Source organism: Pseudomonas sp. GNP014 (assembly GCF_054344005.1).
The window spans coordinates 1,153,511-1,175,387 of record NZ_JBTGUS010000001.1 but is presented as its reverse complement, the minus strand read 5'-3'; the positions used below and the strand labels follow the sequence as shown (position 1 = coordinate 1,175,387).

Annotated in this window: 22 protein-coding genes; 13 read left to right on the top strand and 9 right to left on the bottom strand. The window is 60.5% G+C overall.

The genetic code is table 11. The features are described from left to right. The first annotated feature begins 39 nt into the window (after nucleotides 1-39). The 8 genes from hflK (ACXX9E_RS05455) (at nucleotide 40) to cfaB (ending at nucleotide 9,324) form a co-directional block, all read left to right on the top strand. A complete protein-coding gene (gene hflK / locus ACXX9E_RS05455) occupies nucleotides 40-2,001 on the top strand; it encodes a protease modulator HflK (RefSeq protein WP_458555130.1) in 1,962 nt (653 codons plus the stop codon). Further along, a complete protein-coding gene (gene hflC / locus ACXX9E_RS05450; protein WP_123470046.1) occupies nucleotides 1,998-3,038 on the top strand; it encodes a protease modulator HflC in 1,041 nt (346 codons plus the stop codon). Before hflK (ACXX9E_RS05455) ends, hflC begins: the two co-directional genes overlap by 4 nt. Further along, complete coding sequence (hflK, locus tag ACXX9E_RS05445) at nucleotides 3,035-4,096, top strand: protease modulator HflK (RefSeq protein ID WP_186743815.1); 1,062 nt, start codon at nucleotides 3,035-3,037, stop codon at nucleotides 4,094-4,096. Before hflC ends, hflK (ACXX9E_RS05445) begins: the two co-directional genes overlap by 4 nt. Continuing rightward, on the top strand, nucleotides 4,093-6,000 hold the full coding sequence (locus ACXX9E_RS05440; protein WP_422495648.1) for a heavy metal translocating P-type ATPase: 1,908 nt from the start codon (nucleotides 4,093-4,095) through the stop codon (nucleotides 5,998-6,000). The genes hflK (ACXX9E_RS05445) and ACXX9E_RS05440 overlap by 4 nt, the downstream gene beginning before the upstream one ends. A gap of 113 nt (nucleotides 6,001-6,113) precedes the next feature. Continuing rightward, nucleotides 6,114-6,365, top strand: a complete 252-nt coding sequence (gene bufA2, locus ACXX9E_RS05435) for a BufA2 family periplasmic bufferin-type metallophore (RefSeq protein WP_123470041.1) — start codon at nucleotides 6,114-6,116, stop codon at nucleotides 6,363-6,365. Between the two features lie 65 nt (nucleotides 6,366-6,430). Next, nucleotides 6,431-7,276, top strand: a complete 846-nt coding sequence (gene bufB, locus ACXX9E_RS05430; RefSeq protein ID WP_267795759.1) for an MNIO family bufferin maturase — start codon at nucleotides 6,431-6,433, stop codon at nucleotides 7,274-7,276. After that, complete coding sequence (locus tag ACXX9E_RS05425) at nucleotides 7,267-8,052, top strand: HvfC/BufC family peptide modification chaperone (RefSeq protein ID WP_458555129.1); 786 nt, start codon at nucleotides 7,267-7,269, stop codon at nucleotides 8,050-8,052. The genes bufB and ACXX9E_RS05425 overlap by 10 nt, the downstream gene beginning before the upstream one ends. 84 nt (nucleotides 8,053-8,136) lie before the next feature. Next, the gene (cfaB, locus tag ACXX9E_RS05420; RefSeq protein WP_458555128.1) at nucleotides 8,137-9,324 is read left to right on the top strand and encodes a C17 cyclopropane fatty acid synthase CfaB; all 1,188 of its coding nucleotides are present in this window, start codon (nucleotides 8,137-8,139) and stop codon (nucleotides 9,322-9,324) included. A gap of 33 nt (nucleotides 9,325-9,357) precedes the next feature. On the opposite strand, the gene cls is transcribed toward cfaB, so the two are convergent. After that, entirely contained in the window at nucleotides 9,358-10,797 is a 1,440-nt protein-coding gene (gene cls / locus ACXX9E_RS05415) for a cardiolipin synthase (RefSeq protein WP_186743824.1), read from the bottom strand. 131 nt (nucleotides 10,798-10,928) lie between these two features. Between cls and ACXX9E_RS05410 the strand changes: the two genes are divergently transcribed. Further along, nucleotides 10,929-11,447 carry a DUF3617 domain-containing protein gene (locus ACXX9E_RS05410; protein ID WP_123470034.1) on the top strand — a complete coding sequence of 173 codons (519 nt, stop codon included), beginning with the start codon at nucleotides 10,929-10,931 and terminating at the stop codon, nucleotides 11,445-11,447. 121 nt (nucleotides 11,448-11,568) lie between these two features. On the opposite strand, the gene ACXX9E_RS05405 is transcribed toward ACXX9E_RS05410, so the two are convergent. The 6 genes from ACXX9E_RS05405 to folE2 are packed head-to-tail and all read right to left on the bottom strand — an operon-like array spanning nucleotide 11,569 to nucleotide 16,775. Beyond that, complete coding sequence (locus tag ACXX9E_RS05405; protein WP_458555127.1) at nucleotides 11,569-12,900, bottom strand: dihydroorotase; 1,332 nt, start codon at nucleotides 12,898-12,900, stop codon at nucleotides 11,569-11,571. A 3-nt stretch (nucleotides 12,901-12,903) separates the two neighbouring features. Further along, on the bottom strand, nucleotides 12,904-13,464 hold the full coding sequence (locus tag ACXX9E_RS05400; RefSeq protein WP_123470030.1) for a gamma carbonic anhydrase family protein: 561 nt from the start codon (nucleotides 13,462-13,464) through the stop codon (nucleotides 12,904-12,906). Continuing rightward, nucleotides 13,461-14,336: a metal ABC transporter substrate-binding protein gene (locus ACXX9E_RS05395; protein ID WP_186743827.1), complete on the bottom strand. Its 876-nt coding sequence runs from the start codon at nucleotides 14,334-14,336 to the stop codon at nucleotides 13,461-13,463. Before ACXX9E_RS05395 ends, ACXX9E_RS05400 begins: the two co-directional genes overlap by 4 nt. An 11-nt stretch (nucleotides 14,337-14,347) precedes the next feature. Beyond that, complete coding sequence (locus tag ACXX9E_RS05390) at nucleotides 14,348-15,214, bottom strand: metal ABC transporter permease (RefSeq protein WP_458555126.1); 867 nt, start codon at nucleotides 15,212-15,214, stop codon at nucleotides 14,348-14,350. Continuing rightward, the gene (locus tag ACXX9E_RS05385; protein ID WP_123470024.1) at nucleotides 15,214-15,882 is read right to left on the bottom strand and encodes a metal ABC transporter ATP-binding protein; all 669 of its coding nucleotides are present in this window, start codon (nucleotides 15,880-15,882) and stop codon (nucleotides 15,214-15,216) included. Before ACXX9E_RS05385 ends, ACXX9E_RS05390 begins: the two co-directional genes overlap by 1 nt. Next, on the bottom strand, nucleotides 15,879-16,775 hold the full coding sequence (folE2, locus tag ACXX9E_RS05380; RefSeq protein WP_458555125.1) for a GTP cyclohydrolase FolE2: 897 nt from the start codon (nucleotides 16,773-16,775) through the stop codon (nucleotides 15,879-15,881). The genes ACXX9E_RS05385 and folE2 overlap by 4 nt, the downstream gene beginning before the upstream one ends. A gap of 84 nt (nucleotides 16,776-16,859) precedes the next feature. Between folE2 and ACXX9E_RS05375 the strand changes: the two genes are divergently transcribed. Beyond that, complete coding sequence (locus ACXX9E_RS05375; protein ID WP_458555124.1) at nucleotides 16,860-18,062, top strand: N-acetylmuramoyl-L-alanine amidase; 1,203 nt, start codon at nucleotides 16,860-16,862, stop codon at nucleotides 18,060-18,062. Here the strand turns inward: ACXX9E_RS05375 and ACXX9E_RS05370 are convergent. Then, nucleotides 18,059-18,436 (bottom strand): glutamine synthetase, encoded by a 378-nt coding sequence (locus ACXX9E_RS05370; protein WP_222834012.1) that lies wholly within the window; start codon nucleotides 18,434-18,436, stop codon nucleotides 18,059-18,061. The two genes, ACXX9E_RS05375 and ACXX9E_RS05370, sit on opposite strands and share 4 nt — an antisense overlap. 224 nt (nucleotides 18,437-18,660) lie before the next feature. Here ACXX9E_RS05370 and zigA point away from each other — a divergent pair, with 224 nt between their 5' ends. Then, nucleotides 18,661-19,866: a zinc metallochaperone GTPase ZigA gene (gene zigA / locus ACXX9E_RS05365; protein ID WP_458555123.1), complete on the top strand. Its 1,206-nt coding sequence runs from the start codon at nucleotides 18,661-18,663 to the stop codon at nucleotides 19,864-19,866. Continuing rightward, nucleotides 19,866-20,516 carry a DUF1826 domain-containing protein gene (locus ACXX9E_RS05360; RefSeq protein WP_458555122.1) on the top strand — a complete coding sequence of 217 codons (651 nt, stop codon included), beginning with the start codon at nucleotides 19,866-19,868 and terminating at the stop codon, nucleotides 20,514-20,516. The genes zigA and ACXX9E_RS05360 overlap by 1 nt, the downstream gene beginning before the upstream one ends. A 4-nt stretch (nucleotides 20,517-20,520) precedes the next feature. Here ACXX9E_RS05360 and ACXX9E_RS05355 read toward each other — a convergent pair whose 3' ends face one another. Next, the gene (locus ACXX9E_RS05355) at nucleotides 20,521-20,877 is read right to left on the bottom strand and encodes an NADH:ubiquinone oxidoreductase (RefSeq protein WP_222834015.1); all 357 of its coding nucleotides are present in this window, start codon (nucleotides 20,875-20,877) and stop codon (nucleotides 20,521-20,523) included. A gap of 27 nt (nucleotides 20,878-20,904) precedes the next feature. Here ACXX9E_RS05355 and ACXX9E_RS05350 point away from each other — a divergent pair, with 27 nt between their 5' ends. Further along, nucleotides 20,905-21,870, top strand: a complete 966-nt coding sequence (locus tag ACXX9E_RS05350) for a CobW family GTP-binding protein (RefSeq protein ID WP_458555121.1) — start codon at nucleotides 20,905-20,907, stop codon at nucleotides 21,868-21,870. Nucleotides 21,871-21,877: the final 7 nt, after the last annotated feature.

The following is a 21,877-nucleotide window of genomic DNA, read 5'->3' as shown; positions in this document are numbered from 1 at the left end:
GTAACGATATGCGCAGTGAACCAATGATTTCGGGGTGTTATGCAAGTCGATCTGGAAGTTGAAGGCACGCCAGTGACCGGATTGCCGCGCTTTCAGCAGGCGGCGATGCAAGGTCGGCGATTACGGCGCTGGGCCATCGGCCTTGGCGGCTTGGCCGGGGCCGGGTGGGTGCTGGCGTTTTTTGTCGGGTTGTTCGCGCCGCAGTCGTTGTGGCTACCGCTGTTGGTCAACCAGAGTGCGGCGTTGCTGGTGCTGGTCGCTGGTTTGCAATCGGCGTGGTGGGTGGCGCGATGGCGTGAGCGGGTGATGACGCCTCTGGCGTCGAATCCTCCAACAATGGAAGAACCGTCTGCTGCGCAGGGATGGTACGAGCAGCTGTTGGAACGCTTGAGTCAGCGCAGTCTGCATTGGCTTGGCCAGATCGGTGCGGCGACGTTGTGGCTGGGTGGCTGGGCGATGCTGGTGTTGCTTGGCATCGAGCAGGCGTGGAACCTCGCGCTACCGGCTGCGGCGGTGGGTTTGTCTGCCACCGTTGGCGCGGTGATGGCGTTGTTGCTGGCCTTCGCCTTGCTGGTACTGGAGCGGCACCTGGCACAAGAGAGTCCGGCGCAATGGCCAGAAGCGGGCGCGCTGGCGCAACTGACGCGGGTGGTGATTATCACTCTGGTGCTGGGCGCACTGTGTTTACTGTTCGCCAGCGAGAGCGCCGTGTGGCCGGTTCGCGTAGCCGTACTGACTGGAATCTTGCCGGGACTGGTCGCGATCGAGCTGTTATTGCGCGCCGTATTGTCATTATTCAGTCCTCGTCGCGAGCAACTCGAGCCGAGCCTGCTGGCGCGCACTTTTAGCGCCGATCTGCTGCGTTGGCCGCCGCAACCGTTACTCGCGTTGCAGCACGAGTTGCACAACCGTTTCGGCATCGATCTGCGCCAGATCTGGGCATTCAGCTACATGCGCCGCGCATTTCTGCCTGTGCTGGCGCTGGTTGTGGGACTCGGCTGGCTGCTGACTGGCATTCATGAAATTCCGTTGCAAGGTCGTGGGATCTACGAGCGTTTCGGCAAACCGGTGCAGGTGTTCGCTCCCGGTTTGCACGTTGGTTTGCCGTGGCCGCTGGGACGGGTGCTGAACGTGGAAAACGGCGTCGTCCACGAACTGGCGACCAGCGTCGGCGAAAACCCGGCGCCGGTTCAGCCCGATCCTGCCGAAGGCCCGGCCCCCATGACGGCTAATCGTCTGTGGGACGCCAGTCACGTCAACGACAAGTCTCAGGTGATTGCCAGCAGCCGCGGCGAGCAGCAGAGCTTCCAGATCGTCAACATGGACGTGCGGTTTGTCTATCGCATTGGCCTGAGTGACCAGGCGGCATTGGCGGCGACCTATAACAGTGCCGATGTCCCGACGTTGATCCGCAGCACGGCCAGCCGGATTCTGGTGCACGATTTCGCTTCGCGCACGCTCGACGGTTTGCTCGGTACCGATCGGGTAGGGCTGGGCGACCAGATTGGTCGCGCGGTGCAAAACGATCTGCAAAAGCTCGACAGCGGGGTGGAGATTCTTGCCACGGTGGTTGAAGCCATTCATCCGCCGGCCGGTGCGGCCAACGCGTATCACAGCGTGCAAGCAGCGCAGATTGGTGCGCAGGCGTTAATCGCCCGTGAGCGGGGAGCGGCGGCTGAAGCGAGTAATCAGGCGCAGTTGCAGGCCAGCCTCGCCCGCGACCAGGCCAGCGCCAATGCGCGCGAAATCAATGCTTCGGCGCAGGCCGCAGACCTGAAATTCACTGCCGAGCAAAAAGCCTACGCCAGCGCCGGCCAGGCGTTCGTTCTGGAGCAATACCTCAGTCAGCTCAGCCAAGGCTTGAGCAAAGCCAAATTGCTGGTGCTCGACCATCGTCTGGGTGGCAGCAGCAATGCGCCGACCATCGACTTGCGTACGTTTACGCTGCCGGCTGATCCATCGCCCGCGCGCACCACCGCTCAACCAGGAGTTGCCCATTGAGCCAGTCGCACACTCACGATCACCATGACCACGGCGGCCACGATCACGGCCACGGCGGGCATCACCATCATCATGGCCATCACCATCACGGTGCACCGGAAGAGGCGGGGCCGTTCCCCTGGCGACGCATGGCTTGGGCGGCATTGCTGGTGGCGTTTGCCATCGCGGCGGCGAGTCTGGTGCAAGTGCGCTCGGGCGAGGCCACGGTCATCACCCGGTTCGGCAATCCGTCGCGTGTGCTGCTCGATCCGGGTTTGAGCTGGCGTTGGCCGGCGCCGTTTGAAGCGGCGATCCCGGTGGACCTGCGGCTGCGCACCACCTCCAGCGGTTTGCAGGATGTCGGCACGCGCGACGGTTTGCGCATCATCGTTCAGGCTTACGTGGCGTGGCAGGTGCAGGGCGATCCGGACAATGTGCAACGTTTCATGCGCGCTGTGCAGAACCAGCCGGATGAAGCGGCGCGGCAGATTCGCACGTTCGTGGGCTCGGCGCTGGAAACCACCGCCAGCAGTTTTGATCTGGCGAACCTGGTCAACACCGACGCCAGTCAGGTGCATATCGCTGATTTCGAGGCGCAACTGCGTCAGCAGATCGATCAGCAATTGCTCGCCACTTATGGTGTGCGCGTGGTGCAGGTGGGCATCGAGCGCTTGACATTGCCGTCGGTGACGCTTACCGCCACGGTGGATCGCATGCGCGCCGAGCGTGAAACCATTGCCACTGAACGCACGGCGATCGGCAAACGCGAAGCGGCGCAAATCCGTTCTGCGGCCGAGCGCGATGCGCGCATTGTGCAGGCGGACGCCACGGTAAAAGCCGCTGATATTGAAGCGCAATCGCGGGTTGAAGCTGCACAGATTTATGGCCGCGCCTATGCCGGGTCGCCGCAGCTGTATAACTTGCTGCGCTCGCTGGACACCCTTGGCACCATTGTTTCACCGGACACCAAACTGATTCTGCGCACCGACGCCGCCCCCTTCCGCGTATTGGTTGACGGCCCGCCCAGCGTCGACAGCAAATCCGGATCGCAGCCATGAGTGAAGAAGTTCCACGTGGAACACATGCGCTGAACAGTCCGTGGATTCAGGCAGGGCGCTTGGCGTTTTTCGCCCTGTATGCGGTGACATTGCTGGCCGCCCTGGCCTGGGCATTTTCCAATGTGCGGCAGATCGATCCGCAGAATCGCGCGGTGGTTTTGCATTTCGGTGCGCTGGATCGCATTCAGAATGCCGGTCTGTTGTTGGCCTGGCCGCAGCCATTTGAACAAGTGGTTTTGCTGCCGGCAGCGGACCGGGTGATCGAGCGCCGGATTGGCAACCTGCTGCGCAGCGCTGAGGCGGTGAAGGCAGATCGAGTCGCCTCGTTTGCGGTGCCGATCAGTGATGCGCTCGCCGGATCCGGATACCTGTTGACCGGTGATGCTGGTGTCGTGCAACTGGATGTGCGGGTTTTTTATAAGGTCACCGACCCCTATGACTTCGTGCTTCAGGGCGAACATGTGCTTCCGGCACTGGATCGCCTGGTCACGCGCAGTGCCGTGGCACTCACCGCCGCACGGGATCTGGACACCATTCTGGTCGCTCGTCCGGAGTTGATCGGCGCCGACAACCAGGCCGCCGAACGTCGCGAACGACTGCGCGGCGATCTGGTGCAAGGCATCAACAAACGCCTGGCCGAGCTTAAGGCGGGTGGGCAGGGCATCGGTATCGAGGTGGCGCGGGTCGATGTGCAATCGAGTCTGCCCGATCCGGCGGTCAGTGCCTTCAATGCGGTGTTGACCGCCAGTCAGCAGGCCGACAAAGCTGTGGCGAATGCACGTACTGATGCGGAAAAACTCACTCAGGCGGCCAATGAGCAGGCCGACCGCGCGCTGCAAGTTGCACACGCTCAAGCCGGCGAGCGACTCGCCAAAGCCTCCGCCGATACCGCCACCGTATCGAGTCTGGCCAAAGCCCAACAGCAGGGCACTGACCCGCAGATGCTGTTGCGTCTGTATCGCGAACGCATGCCGAAAATTCTCGGTCAGGCTGGATCCGTGACCACGGTCGATCCGAAGGACGATTCCCGTCTGATCATTCAGGGAGCCGCAAAATGACCGCGACTACCGCTGCACCGAGCCTGTTGTCCTCGGCTGAACAACGCCGCGCCGCGCGGCAATTGACCTTGGCAATGCTCGCCTTGGGGCTGCTCGGCCTCGGTTTGATCTGGCGCTGGGTGAGCCCTGAGCAAACCGGCGTCAGCCAGTTGCTGCTCGGTTTCGCTTCTTTATTGGTTGCCGTGCCGGTGATGCGCTCGGCGTGGTTCAGCCTGCGTTACCCGAGTCTGCACGGCATCACCGATCAGTTGATTGCCCTGGCGATGCTCGGCGCCTGGGCGACCGGTGATCTGCTGACCGCAGCGTTGCTGCCGATCATCATGATCTTCGGTCATGTGTTGGAGGAGCGCAGTGTCATCGGTTCCCAGGAAGCGATTCATGCGCTTGGCCAGTTGACCCGCAGCCATGCCCGCAAGGTTCAGGCCGACGGTACGATCATCGAAGTCGACAACGGCTCGCTCACATCCGGTGACACGGTCGAAGTGCGTGCCGGTGACCGTGTACCGGCAGACGGGCGGGTGTTGTCCGGCCAGGCCAGTCTCGACACAGCGTCGATTACCGGTGAGTCGGTGCCGGTAGAAGCGGGCGTCGGCATGACGGTGTTTGGTGGTGCGATCAACCTCGACGGTCTGCTGCGCATCGAAGTGACGCGCACCGGCGGTGAATCGACCCTCGGCAAAGTCATCGCGCTGATGCAAAACGCCGAGCGTTCGAAACCCCCGATCACCCGTTTGCTGGAGCGTTATGCCGGCAGCTACATGGTGCTGGTGTTGTTGTTGGCAGCGGTGACCTGGTTCATCACGCACAACGCGCAAGCGATGCTCGCGGTGCTGGTGGCGGCGTGTCCCTGTGCCCTGGTGTTGTCGGCGCCGGCCACAGCGATTGCCGGTGTGGCGGTGGCGGCACGCCACGGGATTCTGATCCGCAGTTCGGCGTTCCTCGAAGAGTTGGCCGATCTGACGTCGCTGGTGGTCGACAAGACCGGCACGCTGACATACGGCACGTTGCGCTTGCAGTCGATCGACAAGCCGCGTGCCGACGCATCCATCGTTATGGCGTTGGCCGCAAGCCTCGGCGCGGCGAGCAGTCATCCGGTCAGTCGCGCGCTCGCCGGGCTGGTCAGCCAGGAAGAATGCCTGACGCTGACGGATATCCACGAACGCCAGGGCCTCGGTGTGGTGGCGATGACCGCGCAGGGCGAAGCGGCACTCGGCCGTCCGGAGTTGTTTGCTCAACTGGGCATCACCACCACGGCCATTCCCGAGCACGATGGCCCGATCGCGGGCCTGGCCTTGAACGGTGAATTCCTCGCCTGGTTGCTGCTGGCCGATAGCGTCAAACCGGAAGCGCGCTTTGCCCTCGGTGAATTGCGCGACTTGGGTCTGGGCCGGCAACTGTTGTTGACGGGTGACCGGCAAAGCGTCGCCCACGCCCTGGCCAGGGAGGTGGGCCTGCACGAGGTTGAAGCGCAGGCGTTGCCCGAAGACAAACTCAATTGCGTGCTCAAGGAGATCGACAACGGTTTCCGGCCGATGGTGGTTGGCGACGGTATCAACGATTCGCTGGCCCTCAAGGCGGGCGTGGTGGGCGTTGCGATGGGGGCGGGTGGTGCCGATATCGCATTGGCCTCGGCGGATATTGTGCTGATCGGCAGCGACCTGCGTCGACTGGGGACTTGCGTGCGCCTGAGTCGGCAGTGCCGGCGAACCCTGCAAGTGAATGTGATCATCGGTCTGGGCTGGACGCTGGCCATCGTCGTGTTCGCTGCATTCGGCTGGCTGGGCGCCGCCGGAGCGATGATTGCCGCGCTGCTGCATAACCTCAGCACATTGCTGGTGCTGGGCAATGCCGGTCGTTTGTTGCGCTTTCAGGAGCCGCTGCTCAAGCTCAAGGAGGATGCCTGAAATTATTTTTTTCCGCCTCTGTAACGCCACAAGGGTAGGCCCTCTCTAGTGCTATGTCGGGACTGAACAACCTTCCAGCCGACAACCCCTGACAATGACCGAGGATAAAAAAAATGACTATCAAGACCGCTGCTGCTGGTGCCGCTCTCGCTCTGGCTGCTGCCACAATGTTTGCCGGTGTGGCGACCAATGCGATGGCTGCCGATGCCAACGTTCACTGTTACGGTGTGAATGCCTGCAAAGGCCAGAATGACTGCAAAACCAAAGACCACGCTTGCAAAGGCATGGGCTCCTGCAAGGGCCAGGGCTTCAAGGCCATGACCCAGGCGGCGTGCGAAAAGGCCGGTGGCAAGGTCGGCGAATAACCTGACCGCCAGGTGTCGCCGCAGTGGTTAACGCCACTGCGGCCACTATCAACAGGAGTTCGCCCATGTCCGCCTCTCTTCCCTGTCTCGGTTATGGCCTGGGCTTGCGCAGCGCCTATTACCAACAGATCCTCGAACAGGCCCCTGACGTCGACTGGTTCGAAGTGATCTCGGAAAATTTCATGGTGCCGGGCGGTAAGGCCCTGTACTACCTGGACGCCATCGCCGAGCGTTATCCGCTGGTCATGCATGGCGTCTCCCTGTCCATCGGCGGGCCGCACGCCCTCGATCGCGACTACCTGATACACCTCAAACAACTGGCCGAACGGGTCAAACCGGCGTGGATCTCCGACCATTTGTGCTGGAGCCGTGGCAACGCCCATCAACTGCATGACCTGTTGCCGTTGCCGTACACCGAAGAAAGTCTGGAATACATTGCCGGGCGCGTCGCGCAGGTGCAGGACGTTCTGCAGCGTCCACTGGTACTGGAGAACGTCTCCAGTTACGTGCGTGCCGCTTCCGATGATTTCACCGAATGGGAATTTCTCGCCGCCCTGAGCCGGGTGAGCGGCTGCGAATTGCTGCTGGACGTCAACAATGTCTACGTCAGTTCGCGCAATCACGGCTTTGATCCGTGGACCTTCATTCAGCAGTTGCCGGCCGACAAGATACGTCAGCTGCATCTTGCGGGACACAGCGATTATGGCGACTATGTGATCGACACCCACGATCATCCGGTCAGCGATCCGGTCTGGGCGCTGTATCAACGTACGCTGCAACACCTCGGCCCGGTGGCCACCCTGCTGGAACGCGACGATCACTTTCCGCCGTTCGACGAACTGCTTGATGAATTGCGCAAGGCTCGTGAATTGGCGGCAATGGTCCTGCAGGGGAGCACGCAATGCGCCTGAATGACTGGCAGTTGGCGTTCGAAGCATTTCTGCTGGATGAGGCCGTCGCCGATCCGGCACTGGTCGACTCGCTTGTCGGCGGCCCGACGCTGGATGTCGATACCGGTCTGGCGATTTACCACAACGCTTACCGAGCGCGACTGCTTGAGGTGTTGCGCAGCGACTTCCCGACGATCTGGCACTGGCTGGGCGACGAGGAATTCGACCTGCTGGCCAGCGCCTACCTGCGCCAACATCCTTCGACACATTACAGCCTGCGCTGGCTGGGCAAAGGCTTCGAAGGGTTCATCCGCGAACATCTGGTGCTGGCACAGAGTGCGCCGTTGGCTGAATTGGCAGCGCTTGAGTGGGCCTTTACGCTGGCCTTTGATGCGCCCGCAGGCGCGCCTTCAAGCATCGAGACAATGGCGACGCTGGCACCTGAAGAATGGCCTGAGCTGCGATTCAAACCGACCCCTTCATTGCAATGGTTTGAGTGTCGGTTCAACAGCCTTGCGCAATGGCGTGCGGTGAAGGAGCAAAGCGCTTTCCCTGCCAGCGTCAGCCTTGCGACGCCTCAGATCTGCCTGATCTGGCGAAAGGGTCTGGTCAGTCATTATCGCAGCCTGCCATCTGCCGAAGGCGAAGCGCTGAACGGGGTGCTGAACGAGAACTGGAGCTTCTCTGAACTGTGCGCACAGTCAGCAGTCACTTATGGTGAGGGCGCGCCACTTCAAGCCGTCACCTGGTTGAAACAGTGGGTACAGGATGGCTTGCTGGAGCGTCTGCAATCATAGTTTCGGCTAATTAATTCGATAGCCTGCTATTTTTTCAGGATGGTCTACCCTCAGATCAGACGTCTGAAACAAGGGGGATTTTCCATGCTCGCGCAACTTCCACCGGCCTTACAGAATCTGCAGTTACCGCTTCGTCTGCGGCTCTGGGACGGCCATGAAATCAATCTGGGGCCGGCGCCCAGCGTCACCATTGTGGTCAAGGACCCGCAGATGGTCAGCCAGTTTACTCATCCAAGTCTCGACGCGCTGGGGGCGGCGTTCATCGAGGGCAAACTGGAACTGGAAGGCTCGATCAGCGAGGTCATCCGGGTCTGCGATGAGTTGAGCAGCGCGTTGCTCGATGAAGACGAAGACAGTCAGCCGGTGCGTTCCGTGCACGACAAGGAGACTGACGCTAAATCCATTTCCTACCACTATGACTTGTCCAATGCGTTCTACCAGCTCTGGCTGGACAGCGACATGGCGTATTCCTGCGCGTATTTCGAAACGGGCAGTGAAACCCTCGAGCAAGCGCAACAAGCCAAGTTCCGTCACCTGTGCCGCAAGCTGCGTTTGCAGCCGGGCGACTATCTGCTGGATGTCGGCTGCGGTTGGGGAGGGCTGGCGCGTTATGCCGCGCGGGAGTTCGGTGCCAAGGTGTTCGGCATCACCCTGAGCAAGGAACAACTGGAATTGGCCCGTGAACGGGTTAAAGCCGAAGGGCTGGAAGACCGGGTCGAACTGCAGTTGCTCGATTACCGTGATTTGCCGCAGGACGGGCGCTTCGACAAGGTGGTCAGTGTTGGCATGTTCGAACACGTCGGTCACGCCAATCTTGCCGAGTATTGCAAGACCCTGTTTGGCGCGGTGAAGGAGGGTGGACTGGTGATGAACCACGGGATCACCGCCAAGCACACGGACGGTCGTCCGGTGGGGCGCGGTGCCGGGGACTTCATCGAGAAGTACGTGTTTCCCAACGGCGAGCTGCCGCACCTGGCGATGATTTCGGCCGAGATCAGCGAGGCTGGGCTTGAGATCATCGACGTCGAAAGTCTGCGCCTGCATTACGCGCGCACACTGGATCACTGGAGCGAGCGCCTGGAGGACAACCTCGAAGCGGCGGCGAAACTGGTGCCCGATCAAGCGTTGCGCATCTGGCGTCTGTACCTGGCCGGTTGTGCGTACGCGTTCGCTCGCGGCTGGATCAATCTGCACCAGATCTTAGCCGTCAAGGCGCATCCGGATGGCAGCCATGAACTGCCATGGACACGGGAAGATATCTACAATCCATGACGCCAGTGCGCCCTTGGCCTTTGGGCAAAGGGCTCAAAGAATCGGTGAAATGAGCCGGGCGATCCGCATGCCGACCTGTTGCAGGCGGTGGATCTCCCGGCTTTCTTCTTTGGCGACCTCATAGGATTGCTCGAAATCCTGATTGAGCATGTGTTCCACACTGGCGGCGAAGTCGCTATCGACGGTCAGCAACATCACTTCGAAATTCAGCCGGAATGAGCGGTTGTCCAGGTTGGCGCTGCCGATCGCACTGATCTCGCTGTCGATCAGCACCACTTTTTGATGCAGGAATCCGGGTTCATAACGAAATACCCGCACACCGGCGCGTACCGCCTCAAAGGCGTAAAGGCTGGACGCCGCGTAGACGATCCGGTGATCGGGCCGCGATGGCAGTAACAAGCGCACATCGACGCCGCGTAATACTGCCAGGCGTAACGCGGCAAATACCGCTTCGTCAGGAATGAAATAGGGGCTGGTGATCCACACTCGCTCTGTCGCGGCGTGAATGGCTTCGACGAAAAACAGCGAACAGGTTTCGTAGGCATCTGCCGGGCCGCTGGCCAGCAATTGGCAGAGCACGCCATCGTCCGGGTATTCATCCGGCAAAATCAGCGGCGGCAAGGCCCGTGCGGCCCAGAACCAGTCTTCGGCAAAGGATTCCTGCATGCACGCCACCACCGGACCGCGTACTTTCACATGGGTGTCGCGCCACGGTGCCAGCGGTGGCTTCTCTCCCATGTATTCATCGCCGACGTTATGTCCGCCGACAAAACCGACTACACCATCGACCACCACGATTTTGCGGTGGTTGCGGAAGTTGACCTGAAAGCGGTTGAGCCAGCCACTGCGGGTGGCAAACGCCTCGACCTCGACGCCGCCGTCGCGCAATGCCTGCACATAGCTGTGGGGCAGGGCGTGGCTGCCGATGCGGTCGTAGAGCAAATGAATCGCCACGCCGTCGGCGGTTTTCTTCAACAGCAGATCGCGCAGGCGCTGACCGAGGCGATCATCGTGGATGATGAAGAACTGGATCAGCACGGCTTCCTTCGCGTGTTCGATGGCCTGGAAGATTGCGTCGAAGGTGGCCGTGCCGTTCACCAACAACTGCACCTCGTTGTTCGCCAGACACGGCATGCGTCCCAGTTTGGGCATGGCGCGCAATGAGGTATAGGCGTTCGAGGCGCGAGCGGCCAGTGCTTCTTCGACCCACGGCCGCCAGTTCAGCTCGGAAATCGCCTGACGCATCTGTTCGTTGGCCTGGCGTCGCGCCTTGATGTAACCATCGAAAGTGCTGCGACCGAAGACCAGGTAGGGAATCAGCGTCAGGTAGGGGATGAAGATCAGCGACAATGCCCAGGCGATCGAGCCTTGGGCCGTACGCACGGTGAGCACCGCATGTACGGCGGCAATCAAACCGAGGGTATGTATCAGAGCGATGAGATAACCGAAAATGTGCGGTCCAAAATAATCCATGGGGCAGCCTTGCTCCGGAAGATTTAATGCTTAACAGACCATGTTCTGTTGCGAATGTCGCTATTTAATTGGTGCATGAACCGAAGCAATCGGCCGACGTCTAACGGCCACTACTGATCAGGAGTTTTTCGATGAACGTTCGTCTGCTGGGTTTGGCGCTGGGCCTGGGTTTGGCATTGCCGGTGATTGCGCAAGCGCAGATGTTGCAGCCAGGGCTGTGGGAAATGACATCGAGCAACGTCAAAGTCGATGATCAGCCGATGGATGTGCAGTCGATCCTCGGCCAGATTCAAGGCCAGATGACCCCGCAACAGAGGGCGGCCCTGGAAAAGAACGGTATCAATATTGGCGGTAAAGGCATCCGTGCCTGCCTGACGCCGCAACAGGTGGCAACCAACGATATCCCGTTGGCTGATCCGCAATCAGGTTGCAAGCAACAGATCACCGAGCGCAACGGCAACCAGTGGAAATTCCGCTTCAGTTGCCCGAAAGCCCAAGGCACGGGCGTGGCAACGTTCCAAAGCGATCGGGAGTTCACCACGGTAGCCAACGGCACGTTCAATGCCATCGGGATCAACCAGAAGGGCAGTCTGGAGACCCGCGCCGTGTGGTTGGGCCAGGATTGCGGCGCGGTTAAACCAAGAGCTTAAAAAACATCGCGGGCAAACCCGCTCCCACAAGGTTCTGCAGTGGACATCAATGTTGTGTTCACCGGTGCAACCTGTGGGCGCGGACTTGCCCGCGATCGCGTCTTGTCAGTCACTGAATGCCTCAGCGCAAGAATCGCAACGCCAACCCTCGACACCCGTCATGCACCCGGTCGTCCCGCCACGCAATCTGCCCCGAAACAATTGTCGTATTCACCCGATGCCGAAAGCGGCGACCGGCAAACGGCGTCCATCCACATTGCGACAGAATCGGTTGCCGAGACACCTCCAGCGTCTGCGGTTCAATCAACACCAGATCTGCCCAATATCCCTCACGCAAATAACCGCGATCCGGAATGGCAAACAGATCCGCCACCCGGTGACTGGTCTTCGCCACCAGCGTGGTGATCGGCAAGACAGCGTCCGCCACCAGCTCCAGCAAGGCGGGCAGGGCGTGTTGCACCAACGGTAATCCCGATGGCGCCTCGCTGTAAGGTCGCTGCTTTTCCTGCCAGGTATGCGGCGCATGATCGCTGCCGATGATATCCAGCCGCTGGCTGTTCAACGCGGCGCGCAATGCATCACGGTCGGCGGGGGTTTTGATCGCCGGGTTGCATTTGATCAGGTTGCCCAGCGTTGGGTAGTCACGATCATCGAACAGCAGATGGTGCAGGCAGACTTCGGCGGTGATGTGCTTTTGCGCCAGTGGTTTGTCTTCGAACAGTTCGAGTTCACGTGCGGTGGTGAGGTGCAAAACGTGCAAGCGCGTGCCATGGCGCTTGGCCAGGTCCACGGCCAGAGACGAGGAGCGATAGCAGGTCTCGGCATTGCGGATCAGTGCATGGGCATCCGGCGGCAGATGTGCACCGAACCGTTTGCGCAGGTTGGCCGCGTTGGTGTCGATGCTCGGCGTGTGTTCGCAGTGTGCCAATAGAAGGGTCGGTACCTCGGCGAACAGCCGTTCGAGGATTTGCGGATCATCCACCAGCATGTTGCCGGTGGACGCGCCCATGAACACTTTCACCCCGGCCACCTCACTCGGATTGAGCGCCGCCACCGTGTCGAGATTGTCCTGACTCACGCCAAAGTGAAAACCGTAGTTGGCCACCGAACTCATCGCCGCCCGGCGCTTCTTGTCCGCCAGCGCTTCGAGGGTGAGGGTGGCCGGTTGGGTATTGGGCATGTCCATGAAGCTGGTGATGCCACCGGCAACCGCCGCGCGGGACTCGGTATAAAGGCTGCCCTTGGCTGGCGCACCCGGCTCACGAAAATGCACCTGATCATCAATCATGCCGGGCAGTAGCCACTGACCGTTGGCGTCGATTTCCACCGCCGCGTTTTCGCCTTCGATGCTCCGGGCAATCTTGACGATGCGTCCGTTGCCAACCAATAAGTCGCCGTCGAACTCACGCCCTTCGTTGACCAGCCTGGCATTGCGAATCAGCACGCTGCTCATGGTTCAGAACTCGTTCTGCAAGGCTTTGTAGCCACGTACCAGATCGACATTAGTGCGCGCCACGTCTTCGGAAAACTCCGAGGCGCTGACGCTCACCGGTGGGAACTGCGAGAGATCGGTCTTCGGCCCGATGCGGGTGGTGGAGGGCACGTAGAACGCGTCGGGCAGATCGCGCCCGTCGACCACCGAGTTGTGCCGAACCACGCAGCCGTTGCCGACCACGCAGTTGAACAGCACGCTGTTGAAACCGATGAATACCCGGTTACCCACAACACACGGACCATGCACGATCGAACGGTGGGCGATGGAGCTGAATTCGCCGATCATCACCGCCGCGCCGGATTTGGAGTGGATGACCACGCCGTCCTGGATGTTCGAATTGGCACCGATGGTTATCGCTTCCATCTCGCCCGATGCATCCACTTCGTCCGCGCGGATGACCGCATAAGGCCCGACAAATACGTTTTCGCCGATCACTACTTTGCCGCAGATGATTGCGGTTTTATCGACGTAGGCCGATTCGGCAATCTGCGGCAGATCACCTGATGGGTTCTTGCGAATCATGGTTGGCTCAGTGCGTTGTAGAGGGTGTTGAGGTTGTACTCGAACAGACCGGTGAAGGTGCTGGCCGGGCCGCTTGCGGCGAGGGCATCCGAATAGAGCGTGCCGCCAATGTGCGCTCCGCTTTCGTCGGCGATCTGTTTGAGCAGGCGTGCGTCCTTGATGTTTTCCATGAACACCGCTTTGACGTGGGCCTGGCGAATCTGGGTGATCAACGCCGCGACTTCTGCGGCCGAGGGTTCGCGTTCGGTGGACAGTCCTTGCGGAGCCATGAAGTCGATACCGTAGGCCTGGCCGAGATAACCGAAGGCGTCATGGCTGGTGACGATCTTGCGGTTGCCCGCTGGCAGCGAACCGAATCTGGCCTTGGCTTTGGCGAGCAGGGCGTAGATCTGCTTCCGGTAGGTTTGACTGTTGCGTTCGTAGTCGGCCTTGTTGGCCGGGTCGGCGGCGATCAACGCTTTGGTGATGTTGGCGATGTACAGCTCGGCGTTGGCCAGATTGTGCCAGGCGTGCGGGTCGGGGATGGTCTCGCCATCTTCATCCAGCGAACGTGGAATCACCCCGTGACTTGCACTGATCACCGTGGCCTGGGTTTCGGTGCTGGTCACCAGTCGATCCAGCCATGGCTCGAAACCGAGGCCGTTCTTGATGATCAGTCTGGCCTTGAGCAGCGCTTTTGCATCGTCCGGTGTCGGCTCGTAGGTGTGAGCATCGGCGTCGGGGCCGACCATGTTGGTGATCTGGATATGCTCGCCACCGACCTGATGAACCATGTCGGCGAGGATGCTGAAGCTGGTGACCACGGGCAGTTTTTCCGCCGCCGATAACGACATCGACAGCATCAGGCTGAACAGCACAAATAGAGCGCGCATCGGGAGACACCTCATTGGGATGTGAGCAAAGGCGGGCGGCGCAACAGACCGTGGACCGGTCCGAACACCACGGACAGCAGATAACCGAGGCCGGCAATCAGCACGATGGCCGGGCCGCTGGGCAGCGAGTAGTAGAACGACAGCAACAACCCGAGCCAAACCGAGAGGCAACCGAGGGCGGCTGCGATAGCGATCAGGCTCGGCAGGTGTCGGCTCCAGAATCGCGAAGCTGCAGCGGGAAGCATCATCAGTCCCACCACCATCAAGGCGCCGATGGCCTGAAATCCGATCACCAGATTGAGTACGACCAGGGTCAGGAATACGCCGTGGGCCAGAGGGCCGAGGCGGCTGACGGTGCTCAGGAACAGCGGGTCGAGGGTGTCGAGCAGCAGCGGTTTGTAGATCAGGGCCATGGCGATCAGGCTCAAGGCGCAGACCCACAACATGCCATGCAGTGTCGGTCCGTCCACGGCCAGTGCCGAGCCGAACAGCAGGTGCAAGAGGTCGAGGCGTTTGCCGGCGATGCCGAGAATCAGCACACCGCTGGCGAGGGAAATCGGATAGATCGCGGCGAGGCTGGCGTCTTCGCGCAGGCCAGTGCGGCGAGTGATCCACGCGGCGAGGCCGGCCATGCTCAGACCGGCACCGAGACCGCCGAGGGTCAGGGCAGGCAGACTGAGGCCGGCGAACCAGAAGCCCAACGCGGCACCGGGAAGAATGCCGTGGGCGACTGCGTCACCGATCAGGCTCATCCGCCGCAGAATCAAAAACACCCCGAGTGGGGCAACGCTGCAGGCCAGCACCAGCCCGCCGAGCAGCGCACGCCGCATGAAAACGAAGTCGCTGAACGGTTGCCAGAAGTGCGCGATGGCAAGCATCAGGCCACCTGCATGTCGGGAGTTTGTTGAATCAGTTCCGTGCTCGCGCCGTACACACATTGGCGATTGTTGATCAGCACTGTTTGAGCGATGTGTTGGCGGACGGCAGCGAGGTCATGGCAGACCACGACGAGGGTTCGGCCTTCGCCGTGCCAGGCGTGAATATGTTCCCAAAGCAACTGCTGGCCGAGTTCATCAAGTGCGGCGTGGGGTTCGTCGAGCAACAGGATCGGCGCGTCGGTCAGGCTCAAGCGCGCGAGCAGGGCACGTTGCAGTTCGCCGCCCGACAGTGCCATCAGCGGCCGGTGGCTGAGTCCACTCAGGTGCCAGTTGTCCAACGCATCGGCGAGTCGCTGGGCACGCAGCTGGGTCGATAATCTACGGCCCCAGAAACCGGCGGCCACCAGTTCGTGGAGGCTGATCGGGAATTGTCGGTCCAGATGCTGTTGCTGTGGCAGGAAGGACAGACCGCTCTGGCGTGGAACACTCAGCGTGACCTGGCCCGCCAACGGCTTTTGTAAACCGGCCATCACTTTCAGCAGGCTGCTTTTGCCACAACCGTTAGCGCCAACGATTGCCGTGAGACTGCCGTTGTCCAGCTCAAGTGAAAGGGGGGATGTCAGGGCTTGTCCGGGGGCGCCCCACGTCAGGGATTGGCAACGGATCATGCGTGCTCCCGTTGCCAGCGACTTTGCGCAACGGCGTCGTGGGCGTGGAGGCTTTCGGCATGGACTACGCGCAGGTGGAACGCGCTGACGCCCGGCGTGCGTCGCAGGACCAGATTCAGTCGGCGGGCAGCGTCTTCGCAGAACATCAGATTTTGCCCGTTAGCGAGGGCGAAGGCTTGTTCGTCGGCGCGTTTCACTGCGGTTTGGACGGCGGTACCGAGCGCCGCTTCGGCGTCGTTGATGATTGCTGTCAGTGGCAACTCGTCGATGAATTCGTCCAGTTGAAGGTGCAATTCCGCAATGCTGCGTTGGCTGTGCGGCGTGGCGAGAATGCCTTGCGTTGAACCCAGCCAGGTCAAGACATCGGCATGTTGCAACGACTTGTTGGCGAAGTCGTCGATGAATTGCTGCTGAATCAGCTGGCGGGCCAGCGCGGCGGAGCAAGGGCATGTTGATGAGTAGGGCACGTCGATTTGTAGTTCCACGTGGAACATTTGCTTTTCCAGACGAGCAGCAATGGTTGCCGGATAGGATTTCCAGCCGCTCAACGGACTGACCAGTGCGGGTCTTTTCAGCAGCAAATCGGTGTGGATATTCAGATAGGCGCTATTGGATAAACCCTCATGGCTGTCGAGAAACCGTTGCAGCACCTGCCGTATCAGCGCAGGGGAAAGGTTTTCCTGCTCGAGTGTTGCGAGCGCCAGATAGAGGCGAGACATATGAATACCGCGTGCCTCGCCATCATCCAGACTCACGCCAGCATCTGCCTTCGCACTCAGTTGTCGGCCTTCCAGCCACACAGGTAAAGCAATGCCGCGCATGCCCACCCATTCGAGAGGGAGAGCTTGGCGAGCGGCCTGCGCGGCGATGTCCGGTAAGGTCAGCGCATTCATGTTCAGCCCCATCGTGTTAATTGAAATTGATGTTACATTATAACAATTCAAATCACGATGCCTTTTTTATGAACAGGCTTTCATATGCACAGACGCCATCTGCTTAACCTGATATTGGCCAGCGCGGCCTTCGCCCTTCCTTTCAGTGTCTCAGCCGCGCAAGTTCGTAACGCGCGGCTCTGGCGCTCGGGTGAGAAGTTGCGGCTGGTATTCGATTTGAGCGCACCGGTGCGCTACAAGACTTTTGCACTCAGCGCTCCAGAGCGATTGATCATTGATCTGAGCGGCGCCAGTGTGACCGGCGATTTCAGTCAGTTAGCCCTCGGTAACACGGTGATCCGTTCAATTCGATCCGGCCATTTCGGCCAGGATGACACGCGGATTGTTCTCGATCTGAGCAGTCCGGTGCTGCTTAACAGCTTCCTGCTGGCGCCGCAGGATGGCCAAGGGCACCGCTTGGTGCTTGATCTGGTGAGCGCCAAACCGGCCCCGACCGCCCCAATGGTTCCACGTGAAACACCTGCAAAAGGCGTTCATCCTCAGCGCGACATTATCGTGGTCGTCGATCCCGGGCATGGCGGGAAGGATCCTGGCGCGGTTGGCGCCAAGGGCGAGCGTGAAAAAGATGTGGTGCTTTCCATTGCACAACTGCTCGCAAAACGCCTGAAAAAAACCAGGGGTTTTGACGTGAAATTGGTGCGCAATGACGACTTTTTCGTGCCACTGCGCAAGCGCGTCGAGATCGCCCGCCAGCACAAGGCCGACCTGTTTATCTCGGTGCACGCTGACGCAGCGCCACGCCTGACCGCATCTGGCGCCTCTGTGTATTGTCTTTCGGAAGGGGGCGCGACGTCGGCAACCGCGCGCTTCATGGCGCAACGCGAGAACGGTGTGGATTTGCTCGGGGCTACCCGCTTGCTCAACCTCAAGGATAAAGACCCGATGCTGGCCGGCGTGATTGTGGATATGTCGATGAATGCAACGATTGCCGCCAGTCTGCAGCTGGGCAGTACGGTGCTTGCCAGCTTGGCGGGGATCACCACGCTGCACCAGAAGCGCGTCGAACAGGCCGGATTTGCCGTGCTGAAGTCGCCGGATGTGCCTTCCATCCTGGTTGAAACCGGCTTTATTTCCAATGCTCGCGACAGCCAACGACTGGTTACGGCGAGGCACCAGCAAGCGGTGGCCGAGGGATTGTTCGATGGTTTACAGCGCTATTTTCAAAAGAATCCGCCGGTCGACAGTTACATCGCCTGGCAACAGGCACAACACAGTTCGCGGGTCTAACAGCCCGTTATGCGGCTGCAGGTGAACTTTGCGCTGCTACCACCGGAGCTGGAGAAGCGATTGATGGTGGTCCAGCCCACCCGACGGGTGTAGCCCACCCAGGCTTCACCGTCGGACGCGATGCCGGTGAAGAACGTCAGTTGCCCGAAGCGGCTGTTGGTCTGCGCCCAGTAACGCTTTCCAGCTTTCTCGAATCCACGCAGGTAAAGCGTACTGCCCACGGTGTTGACGCTGTACGCATTGCCATCAGCATCCACGCAAGCCAGCAGATTGGCGCTGCGTGTGCAGCTGGCCAGCGCTGGAACCTGAGCCCAGGCATTGCCCACCATCAACAGCGCGAGGCTGAAAACCGAGTACTTCAGCGCATTTCTCATCACGTTTTCCAGGAGGCCAGTTGATTGCAGCTTCCAGTGCTTTGTCGTTCAAGGCAAGACAAGGGCTGGCTTGTTTGCGTTGTTATACTATAACATTAATTTGAACTGAGCCTGACCCGACCGACTTCGAACGTTTACTTTCTCTGAAGCCCATCGTTTGGGGCCAGAAAACGTCCGGCGCGAGCAAAAGCGCCAGTCGGCTACCATTTGATGAGGATTACCCAATGTCAGCTGCATTGCCTGTGACCGTACTTTCTGGATTTCTCGGCGCCGGAAAAAGTACACTTTTGAATTACGTACTACGTAATCGAGACGGATTGCGAGTGGCGGTCATCGTTAATGATATGAGCGAGATCAATATTGATGGCAGCGAAGTTCAGCGCGATGTCAGCCTGAACCGTGCCGAAGAAAAGCTCGTCGAGATGAGTAACGGTTGCATCTGCTGTACGTTACGCGAAGACTTGCTCGAAGAAGTGAGCAAGCTCGCCCGCGAGGGTCGTTTCGATTACTTACTGATCGAGTCCACCGGGATCTCCGAGCCGCTGCCGGTGGCAGAAACCTTCACCTTTCGCGACGAACAGGGGCAGAGCCTCGCTGACGTCGCGCGCCTCGACACCATGGTCACTGTCGTCGACGGCATGAACTTCCTCCTCGATTACCAGGCTGCGGAAAGCCTCGCCTCTCGAGGCGAAACCCTTGGCGAGGAAGACGAGCGCTCCATCACCGATCTGTTGATTGAACAGATCGAGTTCGCCGACGTGCTGCTGATCAGCAAGATCGACCTGATCAGCCAAGGTGATCGCGATGAGCTGATGGCCATTCTCGGACGCCTTAATGCTCACGCTGAAATCATCCCGATGGTGATGGGCGAAGTGCCGCTGGAGAAGATCCTCAACACCGGTCGCTTTGACTTCGAAAAAGCCGCGCAGGCACCGGGGTGGCTGCAGGAGTTACGGGGCGAACACGTGCCGGAAACCGAGGAGTACGGCATCGCGTCAACGGTCTACCGTGCGCGTCGGCCCTTTCACCCGCAGCGGTTTTTCAACTTCATCGACCGTCCGTGGCTGAACGGTAAACTGCTGCGCTCCAAAGGTTTCTTCTGGCTGGCCAGCAAACCCACGGATGCCGGAAGCTGGTCGCAGGCCGGCGGTTTGATGCGTCATGGCTTCGCGGGTCGCTGGTGGCGTTTTGTGCCGAAATCCCAGTGGCCGCAGGATCAGGAAAGCACCCAGGCGATCATGCAGAACTGGACGCCGAGCGTCGGTGATTGTCGTCAGGAACTGGTGTTCATTGGCCAGAACATCGACTTCGCCCAGCTCGCGGCGGATCTGGACGACTGCCTGCTGAGCGATGAGGAAATGGCACTCGGTGCGCAGGGCTGGCGATTGCTAGCGGATCCGTTCGGCCCCTGGCACGAAGAGGCCGCCTGATGCTCGCGTTCAAGCAGCTGCAAAACCGCGCGCGTTATCCGCATCACGGGCCGACGCCCAATGCATTGGCGCGGATCCTGGAGGACGACATCAACCTCGCGGTCTGGCAGCGACAACTGCCGCTGCACATTGCCGATTTCGCCGGGCTGCTGCTTTCGCGCAATGAACCCTTGGCGGAGTCGCTGTGCCTGGAATTGCCTGAGGAGGACGCCGAGCCTGACCTTGCCGGGCTGGCCGCAGGATTTCGTGACCTGGAAGGCTACGACAGCTTTATCGCCGACCTGAGATGGCTGGTCAGTGCATTTGCCTGTTTATTGGGTGCGCGGCGAATCGGCCTGCGGCTGCGGGTTCTGGACAAGGCCATGTGCCCACGCTTCCACGTTGACCATGTGCCGGTGCGCCTGATTACCACGTACGCCGGCGTCGGCAGTCAGTGGCTCACCGAGGGCGCCATGGACCGTACTCAACTGGGGCAGGCCAACGCCGAGCCGCAGGATTGCGCGCAGATCCAGCAACTGGGCAGCGCTCACGTCGCGCTGCTCAAAGGTGAAAAATGGCACGGCAACGAGGGCTTTGGCTTGATTCATCGTTCGCCGGCATTATCGCCGGGCGAGCGTCGGTTGATCCTGACCCTCGACTGGCTCGGTTAAGCGCTCAAGGTTTGAGCCAGGTGCCCTGGCTCTGGCCTTCGCAATACGGTTGCAGATACACCGCATCAGTGGCGACGCCGTAATAGTGGATATCCTGGCGGTAAGGCATATTGGCGACTTGCGCGTTGCTGCACACGCCAAAGGCGCCGGCGGGGCATTGATCGACGTACTGCACCTCGACTTTCTGTCCGGCCAGGGTCGGCTGACAGAAACCGTCGCTGAACAGCTTGGCCGGGATGTTGCGGTTCTGCTGGCAGACTTTTACATCAAGCCGCTCGCCCTGACTGTGCACGACACAGGCCTGAGCCAACGCTTCGCTCGACAGCAGCATCAACAGCAACGACCATCCCACCCAACGCATCTTCAACCTCCTCAGAAAATGCCAGCCATGTTGCAGAACATTCCAACTCATGTCATCGCCGGTCCCTTGGGGGCGGGCAAGACCAGCCTGATCCGCCAGCTCCTGGCGCAACGCCCGGACGGGGAGCGCTGGGCGGTGCTGATCAATGAGTTCGGCCAGATCGGCCTTGATGCCGCACTGCTGACTCGTGACGCCGATGGTATCGCACTGGGCGAAGTGGCCGGGGGGTGTTTGTGTTGCGTCAATGGTGCGCCGTTCCAGATCGGGCTCGGGCGCTTGCTGCGCAAGGCAAAGCCGGATCGGCTGTTTATCGAGCCGTCGGGGCTGGGTCATCCGGCGCAGTTGCTCAGGCAGTTGAGTGAAGCGCCGTGGCGCGGCGTGCTGGCGGTACAGCCGTGTGTTCTGGTGCTGGACGCTCAGGCGCTGGCGGCGGGAAAACCGTTAGCGGCAGCGCAACAGGAGGCACTGGCCGGCGCCGGTTTACTGTTGCTGAACAAGGCTGAAAACCTTGATGAGCGCCTGCGCGGGCAGATAACCGCACAACTGCCGCCCGTGCGGTTGATCTGGACGCAGCAGGCGCAGGTGTCCCTGAGCGAGTTACCGGGCCTGACCGCACGGGCGACGGCGGGTGCGGATAGCCTGATCGTGCCCAACGGCCCGGCGCCCATGCCAACGGTGTGGAGTGATCCGACGCAACCGATTTGTCTGAGCCAGGCCCTGGAGGGCAGTTGGAGCGTGGGGTGGCGTTGGCACCCGGGGCAAACGTTCGACAGCCAGCGAATCGCCGACTGGTTGGCAAGCCTGGAGTGGAAACGCGCCAAACTGGTTATCCACAGCGTCGCGGGCTGGATTTCAGCGAATGCGCTGGACCGGGCTGAATTGAATTGGCAACCGAGCGAATGGCGGCGGGATTCGCGGATCGAGCTGATTTTCAGTGAGCCACAGGAGGTCGGGGCGTTGCAGGCCGGTCTGGCGAGTGCGCGGACAAGCTGAGACTCAA